Genomic DNA, 17,426 nt, shown 5'->3' with positions numbered 1-17,426 from the left:
TCAGCCTCCGATACGCGGCGGCCGTGAGGCGATCGACGCCTGCTGCTGGCTCAACGCGTCCTTGGCCAGTTCGGCGATGCCGGCGATGGAACCGATCACGCCGCTGGCCTCCATCGGCATCAACACGAATTTCTGGTTGGGCGCCGTCGCCAGTTCCTTGAAGGCCTCCACGTACTTTTGCGCGATGAAGTAGTTGATGGCCTGCACGTCGCCCTTGGCGATCGCCTCGGACACCAGCGAGGTCGCCTTGGCTTCCGCCTCGGCCAGGCGCTCGCGTGCCTCCGCTTCGCGGTAGGCGGCCTCGCGCTTGCCCTCGGCCTCCAGGATCGCCGACTGCTTCTCGCCCTCGGCGCGCAGGATCTCCGACTGGCGCGAACCTTCCGCTTCCAGGATCGAAGCGCGCTTGTCGCGTTCGGCCTTCATCTGCCGCGCCATCGAATCGACCAGATCGCGCGGCGGCTGGATGTCCTTGATCTCGATGCGGTTGACCTTCACGCCCCACGGGCTGGTGGCGTGATCGACCACGCCCAGCAGCTTGGCGTTGATGGTTTCGCGCTGGCTGAGCGACTCGTCCAGGTCCATGGAACCGATGACGGTACGGATGTTGGTCTGCACCAGCGCGATCATCGCCTGGTCCAGATTGGCCACTTCATAGGCCGCCTTGGCCGCATCCAGCACCTGGAAGAACACCACTCCGTCCACCTTCACCACGGCATTGTCCTTGGTGATCACGTCCTGGGAAGGCACCTCGAAGACCTGCTCCATCATGTTGACCTTGCGTCCCACGCCCTGCATGTAGGGAATCAGGAAGTGCAGCCCGGGGGACATCGTATGGGTGTACTTGCCGAAGTGCTCGACGGTGAACTCGTACCCCTGCGGCACCACCCGCACGCCCTTGAGGAACGTGACGACGATGAAGATGGCGATTGCGATGACCACGAACGTGGTCAGACCCGAAGAAAACATCATTACCCCCTTCTGTCCTTAGTTATAGGGGAGTATAGACGGCCCCGGGGTACCGCCGGTCCGGGATCTGGCAAATGTGATTCCGGCTGCGACCCTTTTGCCACCCCCGGCATCTGGATGAATGCATGCCACCCGTATCCAGTTTTGCCATCGACGTGCCCGACACCCTCCTGGCCCGCGCCCGCGCGGGGCGGCAGGACGCCTTCGAGCAGTTGTACCGCTGGTTCGAGCGGCCCGTATTCACCTTGGCGCTGCGCATCTGTGGCGATCGAGAGGAAGCCTCCGACGTGTTGCAGGACACCATGCTGAAACTCTTCCACCACCTTGACGACTTCCGCGGCGGCAGCCCGTTCTGGGGTTGGCTGCGCCAGATCGCGGTCAACGAGGCGCTGATGAAACTGCGCCGCAACCGCCGCTTCGACATGGAGATCGCCATGGACGAGGAGGACTTGCCGGAAGATGGCGGCCGCCTGCCGCCCGCCGCCGCCGATGCCGCCTTGCTGCAGCGGGCGCTCGGCGCGCTGCCGGCCGCGACCCGCAGCGTGCTGTGGCTGTACCACGCCGAAGGCTATACGCACGAGGAAATCGCCCGGCTGATGCAACGCACCCCCAGCTTTTCCAAATCGCAGCTCTCGCGCGGCACCCGCCGCCTGCGGGCGCTGCTGCAGATCGAGGAACCCGCCCATGCCTGACGCACGCCAACCGGGGAGCCCGACTCCCGAGGACTGGGGCCAGGCCTTCGCCGCCTTGCCGCTAGAGACCCCGCCCGCCGGCGGCTGGAGCCGGGTCGCCACGGCCCTGCCGGCACGCCGTTCGCGTGCGCGTGTCTGGATTCCGGCCGCGGCCGCCGCCTGCCTGGCGCTCGCGGTGGCGGTGCCGTGGCGCGACACCTCGCCCGACCCGTCGTCGGCGACGACGGTTGCGCGCACGCCCGCTGACACGTCACCGGCGGGAGCTCCCGCGACGCCGGTCGTCTCTCCCGCGCCATCGCCCGTTCCGACGACGGCCATCGCGTCGAACGGAGAGGATGCACCGCCCCCCGCGCCGCTCGCGGACACTGTCCCGCGCGACATGACGCTGGCGACGACAGATCCGCAGCATGGTTCGGTATCGCCCAAAGCGACCGAGCGCCGACGCGCTTCCAACGCGCGCACACGCGACGGGCAAACCGCCGACAGCGCGCTGGCCAACGCAGGCAATCGGGCGCCCGCGCCCGAGGCCGGGGACACGGCGACGAGTGGTTCGCCCGCCACACTGGAAACGCTGTACGCCGAATCCGCGCGCCTGGAAGCACTGCTCTCGCAGATCCGCGACGACCGCGTCGCCAGCGGCCCCGCCATGGCATTGAGCGCGGCCCTGAACGAGCGCATGGCCGGTATCGACGTCGCCCTGTCGCAGCCCGAACTGTCCGCCGATACCCGCGTCGACCTGTGGCGCGAGCGGGTCGCCGTCCTGCAGCGGCTGACGGGCGTGGAAGGCACCCAGCGCTGGATGGCGGCCAATGGGTACCGCGCCGATGGCACGGTCGCCCAGGTCTATTGAGGAACACGAGGAACAACCCGAGGTGATCATGAAATCCAAGATCCGAAACCTGAGCGCCGCCGCGCTCGCCATCGCCATCGGCATGGCCTTCGCCACCCAGGCCCAGGACAGCGCCCGGACCGCGCGGGCGCAGGCGGGCGACGTGCAATCCGCCGCCGCGCGCGAAGCGCAGCGCAAGGAACTGGAATCGGCGCGCGAGGATCTACAACGTGCGGCGCGGCGTCTGGCCGAACTCTCGCGCAGCGAAGAGATGGCGGCGATGCGCCAGCGCATCGAGCGCCGGCCGATGCTGGGCGTGCTGCTGGCGCCGGACGCCAGGACCGGCGTCCGCGTTACCGGCGTCACCCCGGACAGCGGCGCGGCGCGGGTCGGCCTGCGCTCCGGCGATCAGCTGCTGAAGATCAACGGCAAGGCGATCGCGGGTGGCACGCCGGAACAGCGCCTGGAAAACGCACGCGCTGCGCTGTCGAGCCTGAAGGTGGACGTACCGGTGAAGATCTCGTTCCAGCGCGACGGCGGTGCCCATGACGTGCAGGTCACACCCCAGGCCGGCCGGCCGGTGCTGGTCTTCACCGACGACGGTTCCACCGGCGAACGCGGGACACGCATCGTCCTGTCACCGGAAGACGAGGGCTTCGCGACCATCGACAACTTCGACTTCGGCACCTTCGACTTCAACCCGGCCGAGCTGGCGATCACGCCGGATATCCAGCGTGAACTGATGCGGGTGCGGGAACTCACCGACTGCACCGACGGCAAGGACTGCCTGATGCCGCGGCTGGCCGAAGCCTATCGCTGGAACGGACTGAACCTGTCGTCGGTGGATCCGCAACTGGGTCGCTACTTCGGCACCGATAGCGGTGTGCTGGTGTTGTCGACCGGACCGGAACTGGAAGGCCTGCAGGCGGGCGACGTGATCCGCCGCATCGAAGGCCGGGACGTGGCGACGCCGCGCGAGGTGATGGAAGCCCTGCGCGGAAAACCGGCCGACAGCGCCGTCAAGGTGGAATACCTTCGCGATCGCCGGACCGCGACCAGTTCGGTCCGGATTCCGCGCGCCACGCCGCTGCGGATTCCCGTTCCCCCCACGCCGCCCGCTCCGCCGGCGGCGCCGCCGACGCCCCCTTCACCCGTGCCTCCCGCTGCACCAACACCCCCCGCCGCGGCTGCGGTGCCCACCCCGCCGGCACCGCCCGCGCCTGCGGCCGTGATCACGAACCGCCGTCAGCAGGTGGTCATGGTCGATCGCGACGGTCGGATCCACGAATACAGCGGCGACGCCAGAGCGCCCTTTCCGCAGCCTCCCACGCCACCAACGGCGCCGCGGGCGCCTGCGATGCCCAAGGCACCGCCTGCGCCGCCGCCGCCCCCGTCACCGGGCGTGCCGGTCTGAGTATTCCGACAAGAACATTCGTGTGAATCCCCTGCCCCGGAGCTCTCCGGGGCATTTTTTTTTCAGCGCCGCGGCAGGCTCACGCCGCTTCGTCGGCAGGCCGGGCAACGGCGGGCTCGCGGGCCGTGCCGACCCAAAAGGCGACCGACGCCAACATCAAAGCGCCGACCACGAACGGCACCGCCGGTGCGATGCCGTACAGCAGCGTCCCCGCCAGCGGTCCCAGCACCATCCCGATGCCCTGCGCGGCGGATACGGTGCCGGCGACGGTTCCCTGTTCGTGCGCGGCCACCGCGTTGGCGGCCATCGCCGAGAATGCCGGGAATACCAGCCCCATTCCCAGCGCCATCACGAAGTAGCTGGCGATCAGTTGCCAGGGCGCCGCGGTGAAGCCCGCGACCAGGAATCCCAGCATCGCCACGACCGCGCCACGCCGGATCAACACATGCGGCGGCCATTGCAGGCGGCGCACGCCGACCTGCGCGGCAATCAGCGCCACTCCGACCGCCGTCAGCGCATAGCCGGCCACGCGTCCGGCGTGCTCGCGCGACAACCCCCAGCGATCCATCGCATAGAACCCCACGCAGATCTGGGCGATGGCGACGCTGCCCATCGCCACCAGCGCGACGACCACCGGCATCCGCAGGCGCGGGTCCCCCATCCGCACCGGCGTCGCGTCACGCGGCGCCAGCGGCGCGTCGCCTCCGGGTAGTCCGTATATCGCGACGATCAGGGCGACCACCGCGAGCCCCGCCATCGCATACAGCGGCACCACCAGTCCCCCGCCCACCAGCCAGCCGGCCAGCGATGGGCCGAGCACCAGTCCGATGGCACTGGAGGCGCCCAGCGTCGCCATCGCGGCCGCACGCCGCTCGACCGGCGTGCGGTCGGCGATCATCGCGTTGGCCGCCGCGGGTATCGCCGCGTAGAACGCGCCGATCGCGCCGCGCCCCGCCAGCAGCAGCAGGAAACCCGCCAGTGTTCCCGGCAGCGTCAGCAGGGCCCAATGGATCCCGGCCGCCAGCGCCAGATAGGCCGCCGCGAAACCGGCGATGCCGGTGGCAATCACCCGCTTGCGTCCCCAGCGATCGCTCAGCCTTCCCCATGGCCGCGCCAGCAGGAACCACAGCACGCCAGCCACGGTCACCGACGCCCCTGCCTGCCATTCGTTCAGCGCCAATGTCCGCGCCAGCGGTGCCAGCAGGGCGATGAACGCGTTCATCGCCATCATGCACGCCGCGTTGGCCAGGATCAGCGGCAGCAGTTTCAGCGGCGGCGCCGACGGCGCGGACATCGAAGACTTACCTGGCGACGGTGCTGCCAGCCGGCGCCGGTTCCACCCACGCCGCGAACACCTTGTCGATTTCCGCATCGCTTACCGCCTTGCCTTCCTGTGCTTCGCCAGCCTGGGTGAACAGCGGGATGATCATCGCCATGCCGTCGATCTTGGTCTTGAGGTGGACACCGGTATCACGCTCGAGGAAGCGCACCCAGCGCGTGCGCACGCGGGCCCAGTAGTCAGACGTGCCCTTCCAGTACTCGTACGCCGGCTTGAAGTCGATTTCCTTGGTCTTGATGTAATCGTTGAAGCCAAACTCGCGCGCCAGCTGCACTTCGCCGCCATCGGGCTTGCGCAGCACCTTGGTGTTGAACTGCTCATGGGTCCAGCCACCCGGGGTCAGGGTATGGCGATTGATCACCGACATCGCGTTGTAGTCGCTGCGACGGGTGTATTCGCGACGCGGCAACGGACGCCAGGACAGGTCGCTGGTCCAGGTCGGATGGCCTTCGCGGTAGTCCCAGCGACCGGTGCCGCAATAGCGCGGCGCATCACTGACCTCGTAGACGCACTGGGTCCAGGCGCCACGGGTGACCTCGGCAGGAATGGCCTGGCGGGTCCAGGTCTGATCCGCACTGAATTCGAAGCGCTGCGGGGCCTCATAGATCCAGTCCTGCCGCCAGTGCTTGGTGACATGGCCGCTCTTGGCATCCACCAGGATGTGCTGCAGGACGATCCGGCGCGGGGTGTCCTCGACCACGATGACGGTCTCGTCGCCACCGCTGCGCATGGCCGCCTGGCGCTCGTAGCCGGGCTGCAGCAACACGGTTTCATCGAAGGCGAAATCGACGGTGTACTCGCCCTGCATGGCCAGGATCGACTGGCGGTCACGGGCGGGATCGGCATTCTGCGCGGCGGCATCGCCGGCACCGGCCAGCAGCATCGGCAGGAGGATAAGAGGCAGGAATTTCATGCGTGGGTTCTCTCGTTTGGCTTCCAGGAAATCACGGCATCCGGGTAGCTACCGTGTGGCTTGTCGCGGATTCGCGACGGTGCGGACGAGAGACAGCAGCACTCGTCCGACAGGGTTTCGTCATCGATGCCCTCGTTGCGGGCAATCGCACGCGCGGTGGCGGCGCCGAGCGGGGACAGCCGCGCCAGGCTGGCGGCCAGCACCGGACGTCCGCCCTCGCCCGGCAGTTCATGCAGGCGCAGGATTGCCGCTCGCCACTGCTCGCCGCGCAGGCGGCCGGCCAGGCGGCGCCACAAGCGCTCGCCGACACCGGCCGCGGATTCCGCGCCGGCCTCTTCCGGCCAACGCGACAACAGGCGATCCCAGGCCAGGAAGTCGCTGTCGGGCAGCAGGAACAGGCGCCAGCAGCAACGGCCGCCGGCGTCGAGGAACTGCAGCGATTCGCGCAGGCAATCGCTGTCCAGGCCGGCGCGGACCCGAACACTGGCGGCCTGCTGCCAGCCGGCCAGCTCGCCGCCATGTTCGGCGCGGTACAGGCACAGCACCGCGCCCAGCGCGGCGAGCTGACGCGGGTGCGGCAGGCGCGCGGCCTCCCGCCAATCGCCCGGCATCCGGACTTCCGGCGGAAGCGCGCGCGCCACCATGGCTACCAGCTCACCGCAACGCTGGCCGACAGGGTCCGCCCCGGCGCGGTGTAGCGGTCCAGCATGTCGCGCGGAACCACCACCGTCGTCAGATCACCCGCATCGAAGTAGCGGCGGTCACCCAGATTGAACACGCCCAGGTTGAATTTCGCGCCGGGTGCGAATTCCCAGTGCGCGAACAAATCCAGGACGCCGTAGCCACCGGGCCGGTAGATGTTCGAGTTGGAAGCCCGGGTCTTGTGGCCGACGAAACGGCCCGCCAGCTCCACGCCCCACTGCGCCTGGTCGTAGGCCAGCCCCAGCGCCGCGGTCAGCGGATCCACGCTGTCGAGCCAGGTGTCGTCGGTCTTGTCCTTGCCGCGCGACCACGCTGCCGAACCACGCATCGACCAGCCGTCCCAGCTCGGCGACAGCGCGCCGAAGTCGATGCCCGCTTTCACCTCGGCGCCGTAGATCTCGGCCTCGGCGATGTTCTGCGACTGGAACACCATCAGCCCTTCGGCATTGAAGCCGATGTTGCGGCTGGACTCGATGAAGTCGTCGTACTGGTTGTAGTAACCGGACAGGCTGGCGTAGACGGCATCACCGGAGAAGCGCAGGCCCAGTTCCAGACCGTCACTGGTTTCCGGCTTGAGATTGGGGTTGGCGATGGCGGTATAGCCGAACTGGACGTTGGTGAAGCCGATGTTGACGTCGTTGTACGGCGGCGAACGGAAGCCGCGCGCATAGCCGCCGAACAGTGACCATTCATCGTTGAAGTGCCAGACCAGGCCGAACTTGGGCGAAATACTGGTCTCGTTGAGGCTGACCGCGCGAACGCCGGGATTGTCCTCGGCGAAGATGTTGTCCATCTTCGGCTTGAGCCGGTAGTGGTCCACGCGCAGGCCGGGAATCAGCCGCAGGCGGCCATCGACCATCGCGATTTCGTCCTGCATGTACAAGGCGCCGACCGTGGTTTCGCTGTTGGGAAAGTCGCGCACGGGGAAGCTGTCGGGGGCCATCACCGGCGTGGTCACGCCGGTGAGCGGGAAGGTGCGCACGCCGTCGCGCTTCTGGCGGGTGCGGGTCCAGGCCAGGTCCACGCCGTAGCTCAGATCGTGCTGCGCGGCACCGGTTTCGAAATGCTTGCGGAAATTCGCCTGCAGACCGTAGGTGCGCTGATCGAAATTGAACACGCGATCGCGGATGTCCTGCAGGATCGGCGGTGACAGCATGCGCTCCTCGTGGGTGTACTGCGTGGTTTCACTGTCCTGACGGTAGATCTGCCAGTCCATGCTGTCGGCAAAGCCGGCATCGAGTCCATCCCATTCATGCGCCAGCGACAGGCGCGCGCGGGTCTGGCGATCGCGGGCCGTGACCGCCGTGTTGGTGGCACGGGTCGCCGACTGGAAGCCCAGCGCATTGAGCAGGTTGGTATCGGCATTGTCCTCGGTGCCTTCCACCGTCAGGCGGAAGCGCTGCTGCTCGTTCGGCGCGAACACCAGCCGGGTCAGCAGGCTGCGGCCATCGCGTTCCTGCGGATTGGGTTGCGTGCGACCGCTGCCTTCGCCACCGACGCGTCCCATGTTCTCGGTTTCCTTGCCCTGGCGATGGCCGACCACGGCCAGGCCGCTCCAGCGCTCGCCGCCGAAGGCGGCGGTGGCGCTGCCGAACAGTCCCTTCCAGTCGCCCTCGTAGCCGAGCTTCAAGCCGAAGTAGGCGTCCTTGCCGTCCCCCATATAGTCGGAGGGGTCCTTGGTGATGAACGACACCACGCCACCAAGCGCGTCGGATCCGTACAGGGAACTCGAAGGCCCGCGCACGATCTCGACCTGCTTGATCGTGTCCAGGTCGACCAGGTTGCGGCCGGCGTTGGAGAAGCTGCCGATCGAGAACGCATCGGCGACGGCGATGCCGTCGGTCTGGATGCGCACGCGGTTGCCGTCCAGCCCGCGGATGCGGAATCCGCCCATGCCGAACCGGCCGAAACTCGAGGTAACGCTGATACCCGGCTCGTAACGCACCAGATCCTTGATGTCGCGTACCAGGTGATCGTCCATCTGTTCGCGGTCGATCACGCTGACGGTGTTGGGCACGTCGGCGATCTCGCGTTCGCTGCGGGTCGCGGTGACCTGGACGCGTTCGAACTCGCGGGTGGGCGCTGTGCCGGCGGATGCGGCGTCGGCAGGCGTCTCAGCCTGGGCCATGCTTGCGCAGGCCAGCCACAATGCGGAGGTAAGCAGGGTTGGGCGAATCATCGGGGTACGGCAGTCCTTGATCGGTTTCCCGGCGCGCAACGCGTGCGCACCGTGGGTGGCGGGAAACCTGGAAGGCTGGCGGGCCGGTCGAACCGATGGCTGGCGCCCAGGCGGAGAGAGAAGGTCACCACCGCGGCGGCGCGCCCCGCCGGGGAGAGAGAGCGTTGGGGCGCGGCCGCGGCGGCGGTGTTACTTGGTGAGGATCAGCTTGTCGTTGCTGGTGTGGCGCAGGCGATAGATCTTGTCGCCGTGGCGGATCAGCACTTCGCGCTGGCCCTTGAGCAGCACGTGGCTGTCCAGTACGTCCTCGGCGAGGGCGGCCGGCCGGGCAGGCAGACGGTCGCGCAGCGACAGGGGTTCGACGTTCGGCAATGAGGTGACGTTCGAGATCATGGTGGTGGGCTCCGGGTCGGGCCACTCAAATGATAATGATTCTCATTGGCTAGTCAAATCTTTTTTTCAATTCCCGGCTGGCGTTTCCGCCCTTGCCGTCAATGACCGGAATTCAGGGGTATTCGCGACGCACGAAGTCCCACAGACCCAGCGCCACGGCGGCTACGCCGCCCAGCAGGCCGGTCACGGCGACCTGTCCCATCAGTTCGCCCTGCCCCGCGAACACCTGCATCGGCAGCGTCCACGGATACCACGGTCCGAAGCGGGCCGACTGGCCGATCAGGAATCCGGCCACGGTGGCGGTCATGCCGGTCGCGACCGCCACGGTGAAGCTGGTCCAGCGCAGGGCGATCCACAGGTGCAGGCCGATGATGCAGGCGGACGCGGCCAGGATGACCGCCGCGCGCAGACCGAGGAAGGCCCAGGGCACCGGGCCGCCGATGCCGAGCGGATTGTGCAGTTGCACCAGCAGCCATCCCCCCAGCGGAATCAGTGCGGCCAGCACCAGCGTCGCCAGCGCCACCATTCCGATCAGGATGATCAGCTTGCCCAGGTAGTGGGCGCTGCGTGGAACCGGCAACGCGAACAGGTGCTTCCACTGGCGTTCGCCGTGTTCGAGGCCGGCGAGCAACGCCGACTGCAGGGTCACGTACAGCGGCAACATCAGGAACGCCCACAGCAGCATCACGCCCTGGATGAAGCGCTCCCACGCCAGCAGCGGCGTCGCCAGCGGTTGCCCGCCCTTGCTTAGCAGCAATTGCAGCACCGACAGCGCCACCACCAGCCCCGGCGCGATGAAGCAAAGGCGCAGTGCCAACGTACCCTTCAGTTTCAACGATTCGGCGGACAGCGCGCGCAGGCTTGCGGGAATGATCGCGCTCATGCCGCCTGCTCCTGCGCGGGATCGCCGGTGAGGGTGAAGAACAGCGATTCCAGCGACACCGCCTCGCGCGCCAGATGGGAAACACCGATTCGGCGGCCGACCAACAGGCGATTGATGTCCTGTTCGCTGCGCAGATGCAGGTGGACCTTCAGTCCTTCCGCATCGAGATCGCTGATCCGCTCGCCTGCCTGGCGCAGGGTCTCGGCGGCCTGCGCGGGATCGTCGCAGCGGATCTGCAGGCGTGGGCGCGCGCGTGACCGCAGTTCCTCCAGCCGTCCTTCGAAACGGAGTTGCCCCGCCTGCAGCACGCCGACATGGCTGGCAATCAACTCGATCTCGCCAAGCAGGTGGCTGGAGACGAACACGGTAATGCCCTGCTGCGCCAACTCCCGCAGCAGCCGGCGCATGTCGAGGATGCCGGCGGGATCCAGGCCGTTGCTGGGTTCGTCGAGGATCAGCAGGCCGGGCGAAGGCAGCAGGCTGAGGGCCAGCGCTAGGCGCTGGCGCATGCCCAGCGAATACTCGCGCACGCGCCGATCGCCGGCGTCGCGCAATCCGGTCAGATCCAGTACTTCGTCGATGCGCTTGCGCGGCAGATCGAGCAGGCGGCGGGTGACTTCCAGGTTCTGCCGACCACTGAGGTGGGGATACAGCGAAGGGGATTCCACCAACGCGCCCACCCGCGACAGTACCCGCCGGTCATCGCGCGCGAGCGGCTGGCCGAACAGTTCCACCCGTCCGCGATCCGGATGCAGCAGGCCGAGCAACAAGCGCACCGTGGTCGTCTTGCCGGCGCCGTTCGGCCCCAGGAAGCCGTACACGGTGCCCGCCGGCACATGCAGGTTGAGCGACTGCACGCCGAAGCCGCCGGGAAAGCGGCGCTGCAGATCGAAGGTCCGGATTGCGTAGGTCATGGCCGCTCCTGCGGATAGGGCCGCAGTATCGGCATCGGCACCTCGCGGACTCCCCTGCCGGGAGTCACGCCGTGTCGTTGGTCATGTGTTGTGGTGGTTTTGTGTGAATGGCTTTCGGTGGCTGAACGGAGCGTCGAGATCATCGGCTTCGGCTTGCGCCCACCCCGGCCCTCCCCCGTGAACGGAGGAGGGGGTACATGGCGCCGTGTGAACGTTGGAGTCACGCGGCGGGATTGGTCATGTGTTGTGGTGGTTTTGGGTGAATGGCTTTCGGTGGCTGATCGGAGCGTCGAGATCATCGGCTTCGGCTTGCCCCCACCCCGGCCCTCCCCCGTGAACGGGGGAGGGGGTCAGATCCAAGTCTTGTCAGCTGGCGGCGGCGCCCAGTCGTTCCCAGACGGTTTCGTCGTAACGCTGCGCCAGATCGATGGCGGTCAGATTCTGTTGCAATTGCCCGACCCTGCTGGCGCCGGTGATGACGGTGGACACATGCGGATTGCGCAGGCACCACGCGATCGCCAATGGCGCCGGGGCTTCGCCGAGTTCGGCCGCCAGCGCGGTGAAGCGGCGCGCGCGCTCCAGCTTGCGGTCACCGGCGGTGCCGATCACCATCCGCTGCAACTCCTCGTTGCCGGCGTGGCCCAGGCGGGTATCGTCCGGAATGCCGTCGTTGTATTTGCCGGTCAGCAGGCCGGAGCCCAGCGGCGACCATGTGGTGGTGCCGAGGCCGAGTTCGGCATACAGCGGCGCGTATTCGAGCTCGACCCGCTGGCGTCGCAGCAGGTTGTACTGCGGCTGCTCCATGGTCGGGCCGTGCAGGTGATGCTGGCGCGCGACGCGGGCGGCCTCGCGGATCTGCGTCGCCGGCCACTCCGAGGTGCCCCAATACAGCACCTTGCCCTGCCGGACCAGCGCGTCCATCGCCCAGACCGTTTCCTCGATCGGCGTTTCCGGATCGGGACGATGGCAGAAGAACAGATCCAGATAATCGACCTGCAGACGCGCCAACGCCGCGTGGCAGGCGTCGGTGACGTGCTTGCGCGAGAGCCCGCGCTGGGTCGGGCGGGGCGTTTCGGCCGAACCGAAGAAGACCTTGCTGGAGACGCAGTAGCCATCGCGCGGCAGGCCCAGATCGCGCAACGCCTGGCCCATCACCGTTTCCGACGCGCCCTGGGCATAGCTTTCGGCGTTGTCGAAGAAATTGACGCCATGGTCCCACGCGCAGGCCAGCAGATCGCGCGCGGCTTCGCGCCCGACGCGATCGCCGAACGTCACCCAGCTGCCGAAGGAGAGTGCCGACAACTGCAATCCGGAGCTTCCCAGGCGGCGGTACTGCATGGACGGCAACCTCGCACGGACGGGTAAATGAGAACAGTTTACGCCCGCGACCGCGGGCCTCCGCTAGAATGCGCGCACTTACCTCCGGGGAGTAGCCCGTCCGCCACGCGCGGATACCCTGCATCAACACACTTGGCGGCACGCCATGGTGCGGGGGACGAAGCAAAGACTTCGTCGGGCAAGACCGAAGGCAAGCGCGACGCGACCCGGGCCGGGCTGCGTGCGTTTGCCTTCGCGTCCATGCGAAGCCCGGCTCCGGAGTTCCTGATGTTGCTGTCGTTCCAGGCCCTGCTGGTCTCCACCGGCACGGTCGCGCTCGCCGAGATCGGCGACAAGACCCAACTGCTCGCCCTGTTGCTGGCCGCGCGCTACCGCAAGCCCTGGCCGATCGCCTGGGGCATTCTCGCCGCCACCCTGGTCAACCACGCCATCTCCGCCTGGCTGGGAGCCGAACTGACCCGCTGGCTGTCGCCGGACGTGCTGCGCTGGGGCGTGGCCGCGAGCTTCCTGGCGGTCGCGCTGTGGACGCTCAAGCCGGACAAGCTGGACGAGGACGAAGAGAAACTGCCGGCCTACGGCGCCTTCGTGGCGACCACGGTCGCGTTCTTCCTGGCCGAAATCGGCGACAAGACCCAGGTGGCGACGGTGCTGCTGGGCACCCGCTACGACCCGCTGTGGCAGGTCATCGCCGGCACCACCCTGGGCATGCTGGTGGCCAACCTGCCGGTGGTGTGGCTGGGCCACCGGTTCGCCGACCGGCTGCCGCTGAAGCTGGCGCGCACGGTCGCGGCGCTGGTGTTCCTGGGCCTGGCCGCGTGGGTAGCCTGCTTCGGGGTCGGCTGAGCCCCGCTGGAGCGCGATTCAGGCAGGCCGGCTCGCCCGGCCTGCTAGACTGCCCGCCTTTGAACGACGCGTAGTGGTCTGGGGGATTGCATGGTGGAAGCTCTGGGGCGGATCGGCTTCGGCCTGTTCGGCCTGGTGGTACTGATCGGTATCGCCTGGCTGTTCTCGAACAATCGCCGCGCCGTCGACTGGCGGCTGGTGGTCACCGGCATCCTGCTCCAGATTGGCTTCGCCGCCATCGTCCTGCTGGTGCCCGGCGGCCGCGACGTGTTCGACTGGCTCGGCCAGGGCTTCGTGAAGGTGCTGAGCTTCGTCAACGAGGGCTCCAACTTCATCTTCGGCGGCCTGATGGACACCTCCAAGGTGGGCTTCATCTTCGCCTTCCAGGTCCTGCCCACCATCATCTTCTTCTCCGCGCTGATGGGCGTGCTGTATCACCTGGGCGTGATGCAGGCGGTGGTGCGGGCGATGGCCTGGGCCATCACCAAGGTGATGAACGTGTCCGGCGCCGAAACCACCAGCGTGTGCGCCAGCGTGTTCATCGGCCAGACCGAGGCGCCGCTGACCGTGCGCCCGTACATCCCGCGGATGACCGAGTCCGAACTGATCACCATGATGATCGGCGGCATGGCCCACATCGCCGGCGGCGTGCTGGCGGCCTACGTGGGCATGCTCGGCGGCAGCGATCCGGTGCAGCAGGCGTTCTACGCCAAGCACCTGCTGGCGGCCTCGATCATGGCCGCGCCCGCCACCCTGGTCGTGGCCAAGCTGCTGATTCCGGAAACCGGCACGCCGCTGACCCGCGGCACGGTGAAGATGGAAGTGGAGAAGACCACCAGCAACGTCATCGATGCGGCCGCGGCCGGTGCCGGCGACGGCCTGCGCCTGGCGCTGAACATCGGCGCGATGCTGCTGGCCTTCATCGCCCTGATCGCGCTGCTCAACGCCCCGCTGACCTGGCTGGGCGAAATCAGCGGCCTGCAGGCGATGCTGGGCAAGCCGACCAGCCTGTCCACCCTGCTGGGTTACCTGCTGGCGCCGATCGCCTGGGTGATCGGTACGCCGTGGGCGGACGCGACCACCGTGGGTTCGCTGATTGGCCAGAAGGTCGTGATCAACGAATTCGTCGCCTACACCGAACTGGCCAAGGTCGTGAACGGCCAGGTGCCGGGCATGATGCTGAGCGACGAAGGCCGTCTGATCGCGACCTATGCGCTGTGCGGCTTCGCCAACTTCAGCTCGATCGCGATCCAGATCGGCGGCATCGGCGGCCTCGCGCCGGAGCGCCGCGCCGACCTGGCGCGCTTCGGCCTGCGCGCGGTGCTGGGTGGTTCCATCGCCACCTTCATGACCGCGACGATTGCCGGCGTGCTGACCCACTTCGGCTGATCGCCGCCTTCCGCTACCACACCGCCGGAGACGATGTGCTCCAGCGGGCAACCGCCCCGCCCGGAACAAGCTGACCACCTCCATGCCCAGCGTCACCCTCGTCGGTTCCTTCAATGTCGATCACGTCTGGCGCTGCGATCAGCTGCCGGCGCCCGGCGCCACCATCGCCGGCCGCTACGACACCGGCCCTGGCGGCAAGGGCTTCAACCAGGCCATCGCCTCGGTGCGCGCCGGCGCGGACACGCGTTTCGTCTGTGCGCTGGGCGATGACGCCGGCGGGCAACTGGCGCGCGGCCTGGCCGCGGACAACGGCGTGACGCTGATCGCGCAGGCATCGGCCGAACCGACCGGCACCGCCGGCATCTACGTCGATGCGATGGGGCGCAACACCATCGTGATTGGCGCCGGCGCCAACGCGGATCTGTCGGTCGATTTCGTCGAGACGCAACGCGACGCGATCACCGGCGCCGGCGCGCTGCTGGTGCAACTGGAATCACCGCTGGACAGCGTGCTGGCCGCCCTGCGCGCTGCGCGCGGACACGGGGTGCCCACGCTGCTCAACCCCGCCCCGGCCAACTCCGCGACCACCGTCGAGCTGCTGTCGCTGGCCGACGTGCTGACACCCAACGAAACCGAGTTCGCCGCCCTGCTCGCCCGCCATGTCGGCGAACGGGTGGCGCCGGAGGATGTGGCCGCGCTGGACGGCCAGCGCCTGCACGCGCTGTGCCGTGAAGTGCTGCCGCGCGGGACGGTGGTCATCACCCTCGGCGCCACCGGCGTGTTCGTCTCGCACGCCGAGGAGCAGCAACGCGGCGATGCCAGGATGTTCTATCGGCACGCGGCCGAGTCGGTGACCGCGATCGACACCACCGGCGCGGGCGATGCCTTCAACGGCGCGCTGGCCGCGTCGCTGGTGCATGCGCCGGACGCGGCGTTCGCCGAGCACGTGCGCTTCGCCAACCGTTATGCCGCGTTGTCGACCGAACGCGCGGGCGCGGCATTGGCGATGCCCACGCGGGCGGACGTGCAGGCGCGCTTCGGCGACTGATTCGTACGGCGGCGGCCACGGCTGTCACGCTTGTCCATTCCGGGTTTCGGCCAGCCAGCGCCAGAAGCGATCATCGGATTGGCGATCATGCAGGCTGGCGATCCGCCTGACGATGATCGATGCGGTCGCCGGGACGTCCAGATCCAGATCGCGTTCGACGTAGGCGCGGAACCGCAGCGGCGCCAGATAGTCTTCCGCCAGGCCATAGCCCATGGCATAGGCCTCGGCCGGCGCCATCGCGAAATAGTCCGGCGCCGACAGTTCCGGATAGCCCAGGGCCAGCAGGCGCAGCAGGTGCACCGGATCGTCGGCCAGTTCGCACAGCAGCGCCGGCCCTTCGGGCGCGCCGACATGGACCAGCCGCTGGTGGCCATGGTCGTCCAGCCACAGGCCGGCGCGGGAACCATCCAAGCCGGTATCGACGAACAGCACCAGGCGGTCGTTGACCCGCGGATGCTCGCTGCGCGTCCAGGCCCGGGTGTCGTCCCTCGCGGGTATCCTCAGCGTCACCCGCGAGGATCCCGGTTCCTGGCCGGGATACAGGCGCGCGACCTGCCCGCTTCTTCCGCCGCCGACAAAGCCATTCACGTCCAGCCAGTCCAGCGCCTGCCAAAGCAGGGGCGGTAGCGGATTGGCGATCGGAAAGGCCGCGGCGACACGCTCGGCGAAACCGCTCCCGCGCTTCATGCGGGACTCCCGAAGGCGGGCGCGGGATCGTTGAGGTGTCCGCCCGGGGTCTCGCCCAGTTGCTCGACCAAACCAGCCAACTGACCGACGAAGCCACCCTCCTCCTGCTCCAGGGCCAACCGGCGGGCCGCGGGAAGCATGGTCAGCGCGACCGCCCTGACCCGGCCGCGCGGCGAGGGGAACGCGGCGGGCACGGTCGCCGCGCGCACGCCAACCAGGACGGTCACCAACCCGCTGGCGGAACGCCAGGCATCGGGCAGGCCCGCCACCCTCATCTGCAGGCTGAAGGCGCCCTGCTCGCGCAGCAGCGACAGGAAACGACCGTGGGCCACCGCGTTCTGGCTGACCTGGTGGACCAGATCGAACAACCAGGAGGTCCCCGGATCGGCCAGCGCGCCACGCGCTTCGGCGTAGACCTCGATCCCCAGACCGGGCGTCGTCGTGCCCGCGCCGGCGGCGTCCAACGGATTGCCCGGGTCGAAGGGGTCGAAAGGATCGGAAAGCCCATCGCTGAAGATCAGCGTGGTATCGGGACGCTGGATCACCCGCCAGGCCTGGCGCAGCGCCGGCCAGATCGGACCGCGGGTGAAGACAGGGTGCCGGGGCGGCGGCAGTGGATACGGCCTGACGTTGCCCAGGCCGGTGAAGAAGGCCTGGCGCGCCCCCGCCATCGCGGTCAGCGCGGTTTCGTTGAGCCTGGGCTCCTGCGCGGTGGCGAATGGCGAGGCAGGGTTCTGGGGCGCCCTCGGGGCGGCCGGCGGAAGCGATCCGGCCCCATCGGACACCGTGTTCGGTTCTATGTTCCAGCTGTTCATGGGATGGCGAGGACTCCGGGCGATGCGCCGGGGATTCCCCTCCCGGCGCGCCTCCGGAAAAGACCATGCCGGCCGCCCTGGG

At 68.3% G+C, this 17,426-nt stretch carries 17 protein-coding genes; 6 read left to right on the top strand and 11 right to left on the bottom strand.

Going from position 1 to position 17,426, the window contains the following annotated elements; genetic code table 11:
* Positions 1–966: an SPFH domain-containing protein gene (locus IQ458_RS07225; RefSeq protein ID WP_183644837.1), complete on the bottom strand. Its 966-nt coding sequence runs from the start codon at positions 964–966 to the stop codon at positions 1–3.
* A 125-nt stretch (positions 967–1,091) separates the two neighbouring features.
* Here IQ458_RS07225 and IQ458_RS07220 point away from each other — a divergent pair, with 125 nt between their 5' ends.
* The 3 genes from IQ458_RS07220 to IQ458_RS07210 are packed head-to-tail and all read left to right on the top strand — an operon-like array spanning position 1,092 to position 3,901.
* Positions 1,092–1,658 carry an RNA polymerase sigma factor gene (locus IQ458_RS07220; protein WP_183644022.1) on the top strand — a complete coding sequence of 189 codons (567 nt, stop codon included), beginning with the start codon at positions 1,092–1,094 and terminating at the stop codon, positions 1,656–1,658.
* Positions 1,651–2,508, top strand: coding sequence for a hypothetical protein (locus tag IQ458_RS07215; RefSeq protein ID WP_203322361.1), 858 nt, complete (start codon positions 1,651–1,653; stop codon positions 2,506–2,508). Before IQ458_RS07220 ends, IQ458_RS07215 begins: the two co-directional genes overlap by 8 nt.
* A gap of 28 nt (positions 2,509–2,536) precedes the next feature.
* Positions 2,537–3,901 (top strand): PDZ domain-containing protein, encoded by a 1,365-nt coding sequence (locus IQ458_RS07210; protein ID WP_203322360.1) that lies wholly within the window; start codon positions 2,537–2,539, stop codon positions 3,899–3,901.
* A gap of 79 nt (positions 3,902–3,980) precedes the next feature.
* On the opposite strand, the gene IQ458_RS07205 is transcribed toward IQ458_RS07210, so the two are convergent.
* From IQ458_RS07205 to IQ458_RS07170, 8 genes are all read right to left on the bottom strand, one after another.
* Entirely contained in the window at positions 3,981–5,195 is a 1,215-nt protein-coding gene (locus IQ458_RS07205; protein WP_203322359.1) for an MFS transporter, read from the bottom strand.
* Between the two features lie 7 nt (positions 5,196–5,202).
* A complete protein-coding gene (locus IQ458_RS07200; RefSeq protein WP_425504652.1) occupies positions 5,203–6,153 on the bottom strand; it encodes a DUF6607 family protein in 951 nt (316 codons plus the stop codon).
* The gene (locus IQ458_RS07195; RefSeq protein WP_235996651.1) at positions 6,150–6,764 is read right to left on the bottom strand and encodes a Hemin transport protein; all 615 of its coding nucleotides are present in this window, start codon (positions 6,762–6,764) and stop codon (positions 6,150–6,152) included. The genes IQ458_RS07200 and IQ458_RS07195 overlap by 4 nt, the downstream gene beginning before the upstream one ends.
* A 35-nt stretch (positions 6,765–6,799) precedes the next feature.
* Complete coding sequence (locus IQ458_RS07190) at positions 6,800–9,034, bottom strand: TonB-dependent hemoglobin/transferrin/lactoferrin family receptor (protein WP_203322358.1); 2,235 nt, start codon at positions 9,032–9,034, stop codon at positions 6,800–6,802.
* 189 nt (positions 9,035–9,223) lie between these two features.
* Entirely contained in the window at positions 9,224–9,427 is a 204-nt protein-coding gene (hemP, locus tag IQ458_RS07185) for a hemin uptake protein HemP (protein ID WP_183644039.1), read from the bottom strand.
* Between the two features lie 112 nt (positions 9,428–9,539).
* Entirely contained in the window at positions 9,540–10,310 is a 771-nt protein-coding gene (locus tag IQ458_RS07180) for an ABC transporter permease (RefSeq protein WP_183644042.1), read from the bottom strand.
* Positions 10,307–11,224 carry an ATP-binding cassette domain-containing protein gene (locus IQ458_RS07175; RefSeq protein ID WP_203322357.1) on the bottom strand — a complete coding sequence of 306 codons (918 nt, stop codon included), beginning with the start codon at positions 11,222–11,224 and terminating at the stop codon, positions 10,307–10,309. Before IQ458_RS07175 ends, IQ458_RS07180 begins: the two co-directional genes overlap by 4 nt.
* Before the next feature lie 366 nt (positions 11,225–11,590).
* A complete protein-coding gene (locus IQ458_RS07170) occupies positions 11,591–12,562 on the bottom strand; it encodes a potassium channel beta subunit family protein (RefSeq protein WP_183644058.1) in 972 nt (323 codons plus the stop codon).
* Between the two features lie 267 nt (positions 12,563–12,829).
* Between IQ458_RS07170 and IQ458_RS07165 the strand changes: the two genes are divergently transcribed.
* The 3 genes from IQ458_RS07165 to IQ458_RS07155 all read left to right on the top strand — a co-directional run bounded on the left by IQ458_RS07165 (position 12,830) and on the right by IQ458_RS07155 (position 15,842).
* Entirely contained in the window at positions 12,830–13,405 is a 576-nt protein-coding gene (locus IQ458_RS07165; RefSeq protein WP_183644061.1) for a TMEM165/GDT1 family protein, read from the top strand.
* Between the two features lie 90 nt (positions 13,406–13,495).
* On the top strand, positions 13,496–14,794 hold the full coding sequence (locus IQ458_RS07160) for a NupC/NupG family nucleoside CNT transporter (RefSeq protein WP_183644064.1): 1,299 nt from the start codon (positions 13,496–13,498) through the stop codon (positions 14,792–14,794).
* 82 nt (positions 14,795–14,876) lie between these two features.
* Entirely contained in the window at positions 14,877–15,842 is a 966-nt protein-coding gene (locus IQ458_RS07155) for a ribokinase (protein WP_203322356.1), read from the top strand.
* Positions 15,843–15,866: 24 nt separating this feature from the next.
* Here IQ458_RS07155 and IQ458_RS07150 read toward each other — a convergent pair whose 3' ends face one another.
* Both IQ458_RS07150 and IQ458_RS07145 read right to left on the bottom strand, forming a co-directional pair.
* Positions 15,867–16,529: a hypothetical protein gene (locus IQ458_RS07150; protein WP_203322355.1), complete on the bottom strand. Its 663-nt coding sequence runs from the start codon at positions 16,527–16,529 to the stop codon at positions 15,867–15,869.
* Positions 16,526–17,344, bottom strand: a complete 819-nt coding sequence (locus IQ458_RS07145; protein ID WP_203322354.1) for a hypothetical protein — start codon at positions 17,342–17,344, stop codon at positions 16,526–16,528. Before IQ458_RS07145 ends, IQ458_RS07150 begins: the two co-directional genes overlap by 4 nt.
* Between the last annotated feature and the right edge of the window lie 82 nt (positions 17,345–17,426).

Source organism: Pseudoxanthomonas beigongshangi, from assembly GCF_016820515.1.
Taxonomy (GTDB): Bacteria; Pseudomonadota; Gammaproteobacteria; order Xanthomonadales; family Xanthomonadaceae; genus Pseudoxanthomonas_A; species Pseudoxanthomonas_A beigongshangi.
Note: the sequence above shows the minus strand (reverse complement) of the source record. Positions and strands in the feature narration are given on the sequence as shown.

Excerpts from the sequence above, each read along its gene's own strand:
- IQ458_RS07150 (WP_203322355.1), bottom strand. The coding sequence starts at position 16,529 with ATGAAGCGCGGGAGCGGTTTCGCCGAGCGTGTCGCCGCGGCCTTTCCG.
- IQ458_RS07215 (WP_203322361.1), top strand. The coding sequence starts at position 1,651 with ATGCCTGACGCACGCCAACCGGGGAGCCCGACTCCCGAGGACTGGGGC.
- IQ458_RS07220 (WP_183644022.1), top strand. The coding sequence starts at position 1,092 with ATGCCACCCGTATCCAGTTTTGCCATCGACGTGCCCGACACCCTCCTG.
- IQ458_RS07200 (WP_425504652.1), bottom strand. The coding sequence starts at position 6,153 with ATGAAATTCCTGCCTCTTATCCTCCTGCCGATGCTGCTGGCCGGTGCC.
- hemP (WP_183644039.1), bottom strand. The coding sequence starts at position 9,427 with ATGATCTCGAACGTCACCTCATTGCCGAACGTCGAACCCCTGTCGCTG.
- IQ458_RS07225 (WP_183644837.1), bottom strand. The coding sequence starts at position 966 with ATGTTTTCTTCGGGTCTGACCACGTTCGTGGTCATCGCAATCGCCATC.
- IQ458_RS07155 (WP_203322356.1), top strand. The coding sequence starts at position 14,877 with ATGCCCAGCGTCACCCTCGTCGGTTCCTTCAATGTCGATCACGTCTGG.
- IQ458_RS07145 (WP_203322354.1), bottom strand. The coding sequence starts at position 17,344 with ATGAACAGCTGGAACATAGAACCGAACACGGTGTCCGATGGGGCCGGA.
- IQ458_RS07180 (WP_183644042.1), bottom strand. The coding sequence starts at position 10,310 with ATGAGCGCGATCATTCCCGCAAGCCTGCGCGCGCTGTCCGCCGAATCG.
- IQ458_RS07175 (WP_203322357.1), bottom strand. The coding sequence starts at position 11,224 with ATGACCTACGCAATCCGGACCTTCGATCTGCAGCGCCGCTTTCCCGGC.
- IQ458_RS07190 (WP_203322358.1), bottom strand. The coding sequence starts at position 9,034 with ATGATTCGCCCAACCCTGCTTACCTCCGCATTGTGGCTGGCCTGCGCA.
- IQ458_RS07170 (WP_183644058.1), bottom strand. The coding sequence starts at position 12,562 with ATGCAGTACCGCCGCCTGGGAAGCTCCGGATTGCAGTTGTCGGCACTC.
- IQ458_RS07165 (WP_183644061.1), top strand. The coding sequence starts at position 12,830 with ATGTTGCTGTCGTTCCAGGCCCTGCTGGTCTCCACCGGCACGGTCGCG.
- IQ458_RS07195 (WP_235996651.1), bottom strand. The coding sequence starts at position 6,764 with ATGCCGGGCGATTGGCGGGAGGCCGCGCGCCTGCCGCACCCGCGTCAG.
- IQ458_RS07210 (WP_203322360.1), top strand. The coding sequence starts at position 2,537 with ATGAAATCCAAGATCCGAAACCTGAGCGCCGCCGCGCTCGCCATCGCC.
- IQ458_RS07160 (WP_183644064.1), top strand. The coding sequence starts at position 13,496 with ATGGTGGAAGCTCTGGGGCGGATCGGCTTCGGCCTGTTCGGCCTGGTG.
- IQ458_RS07205 (WP_203322359.1), bottom strand. The coding sequence starts at position 5,195 with ATGTCCGCGCCGTCGGCGCCGCCGCTGAAACTGCTGCCGCTGATCCTG.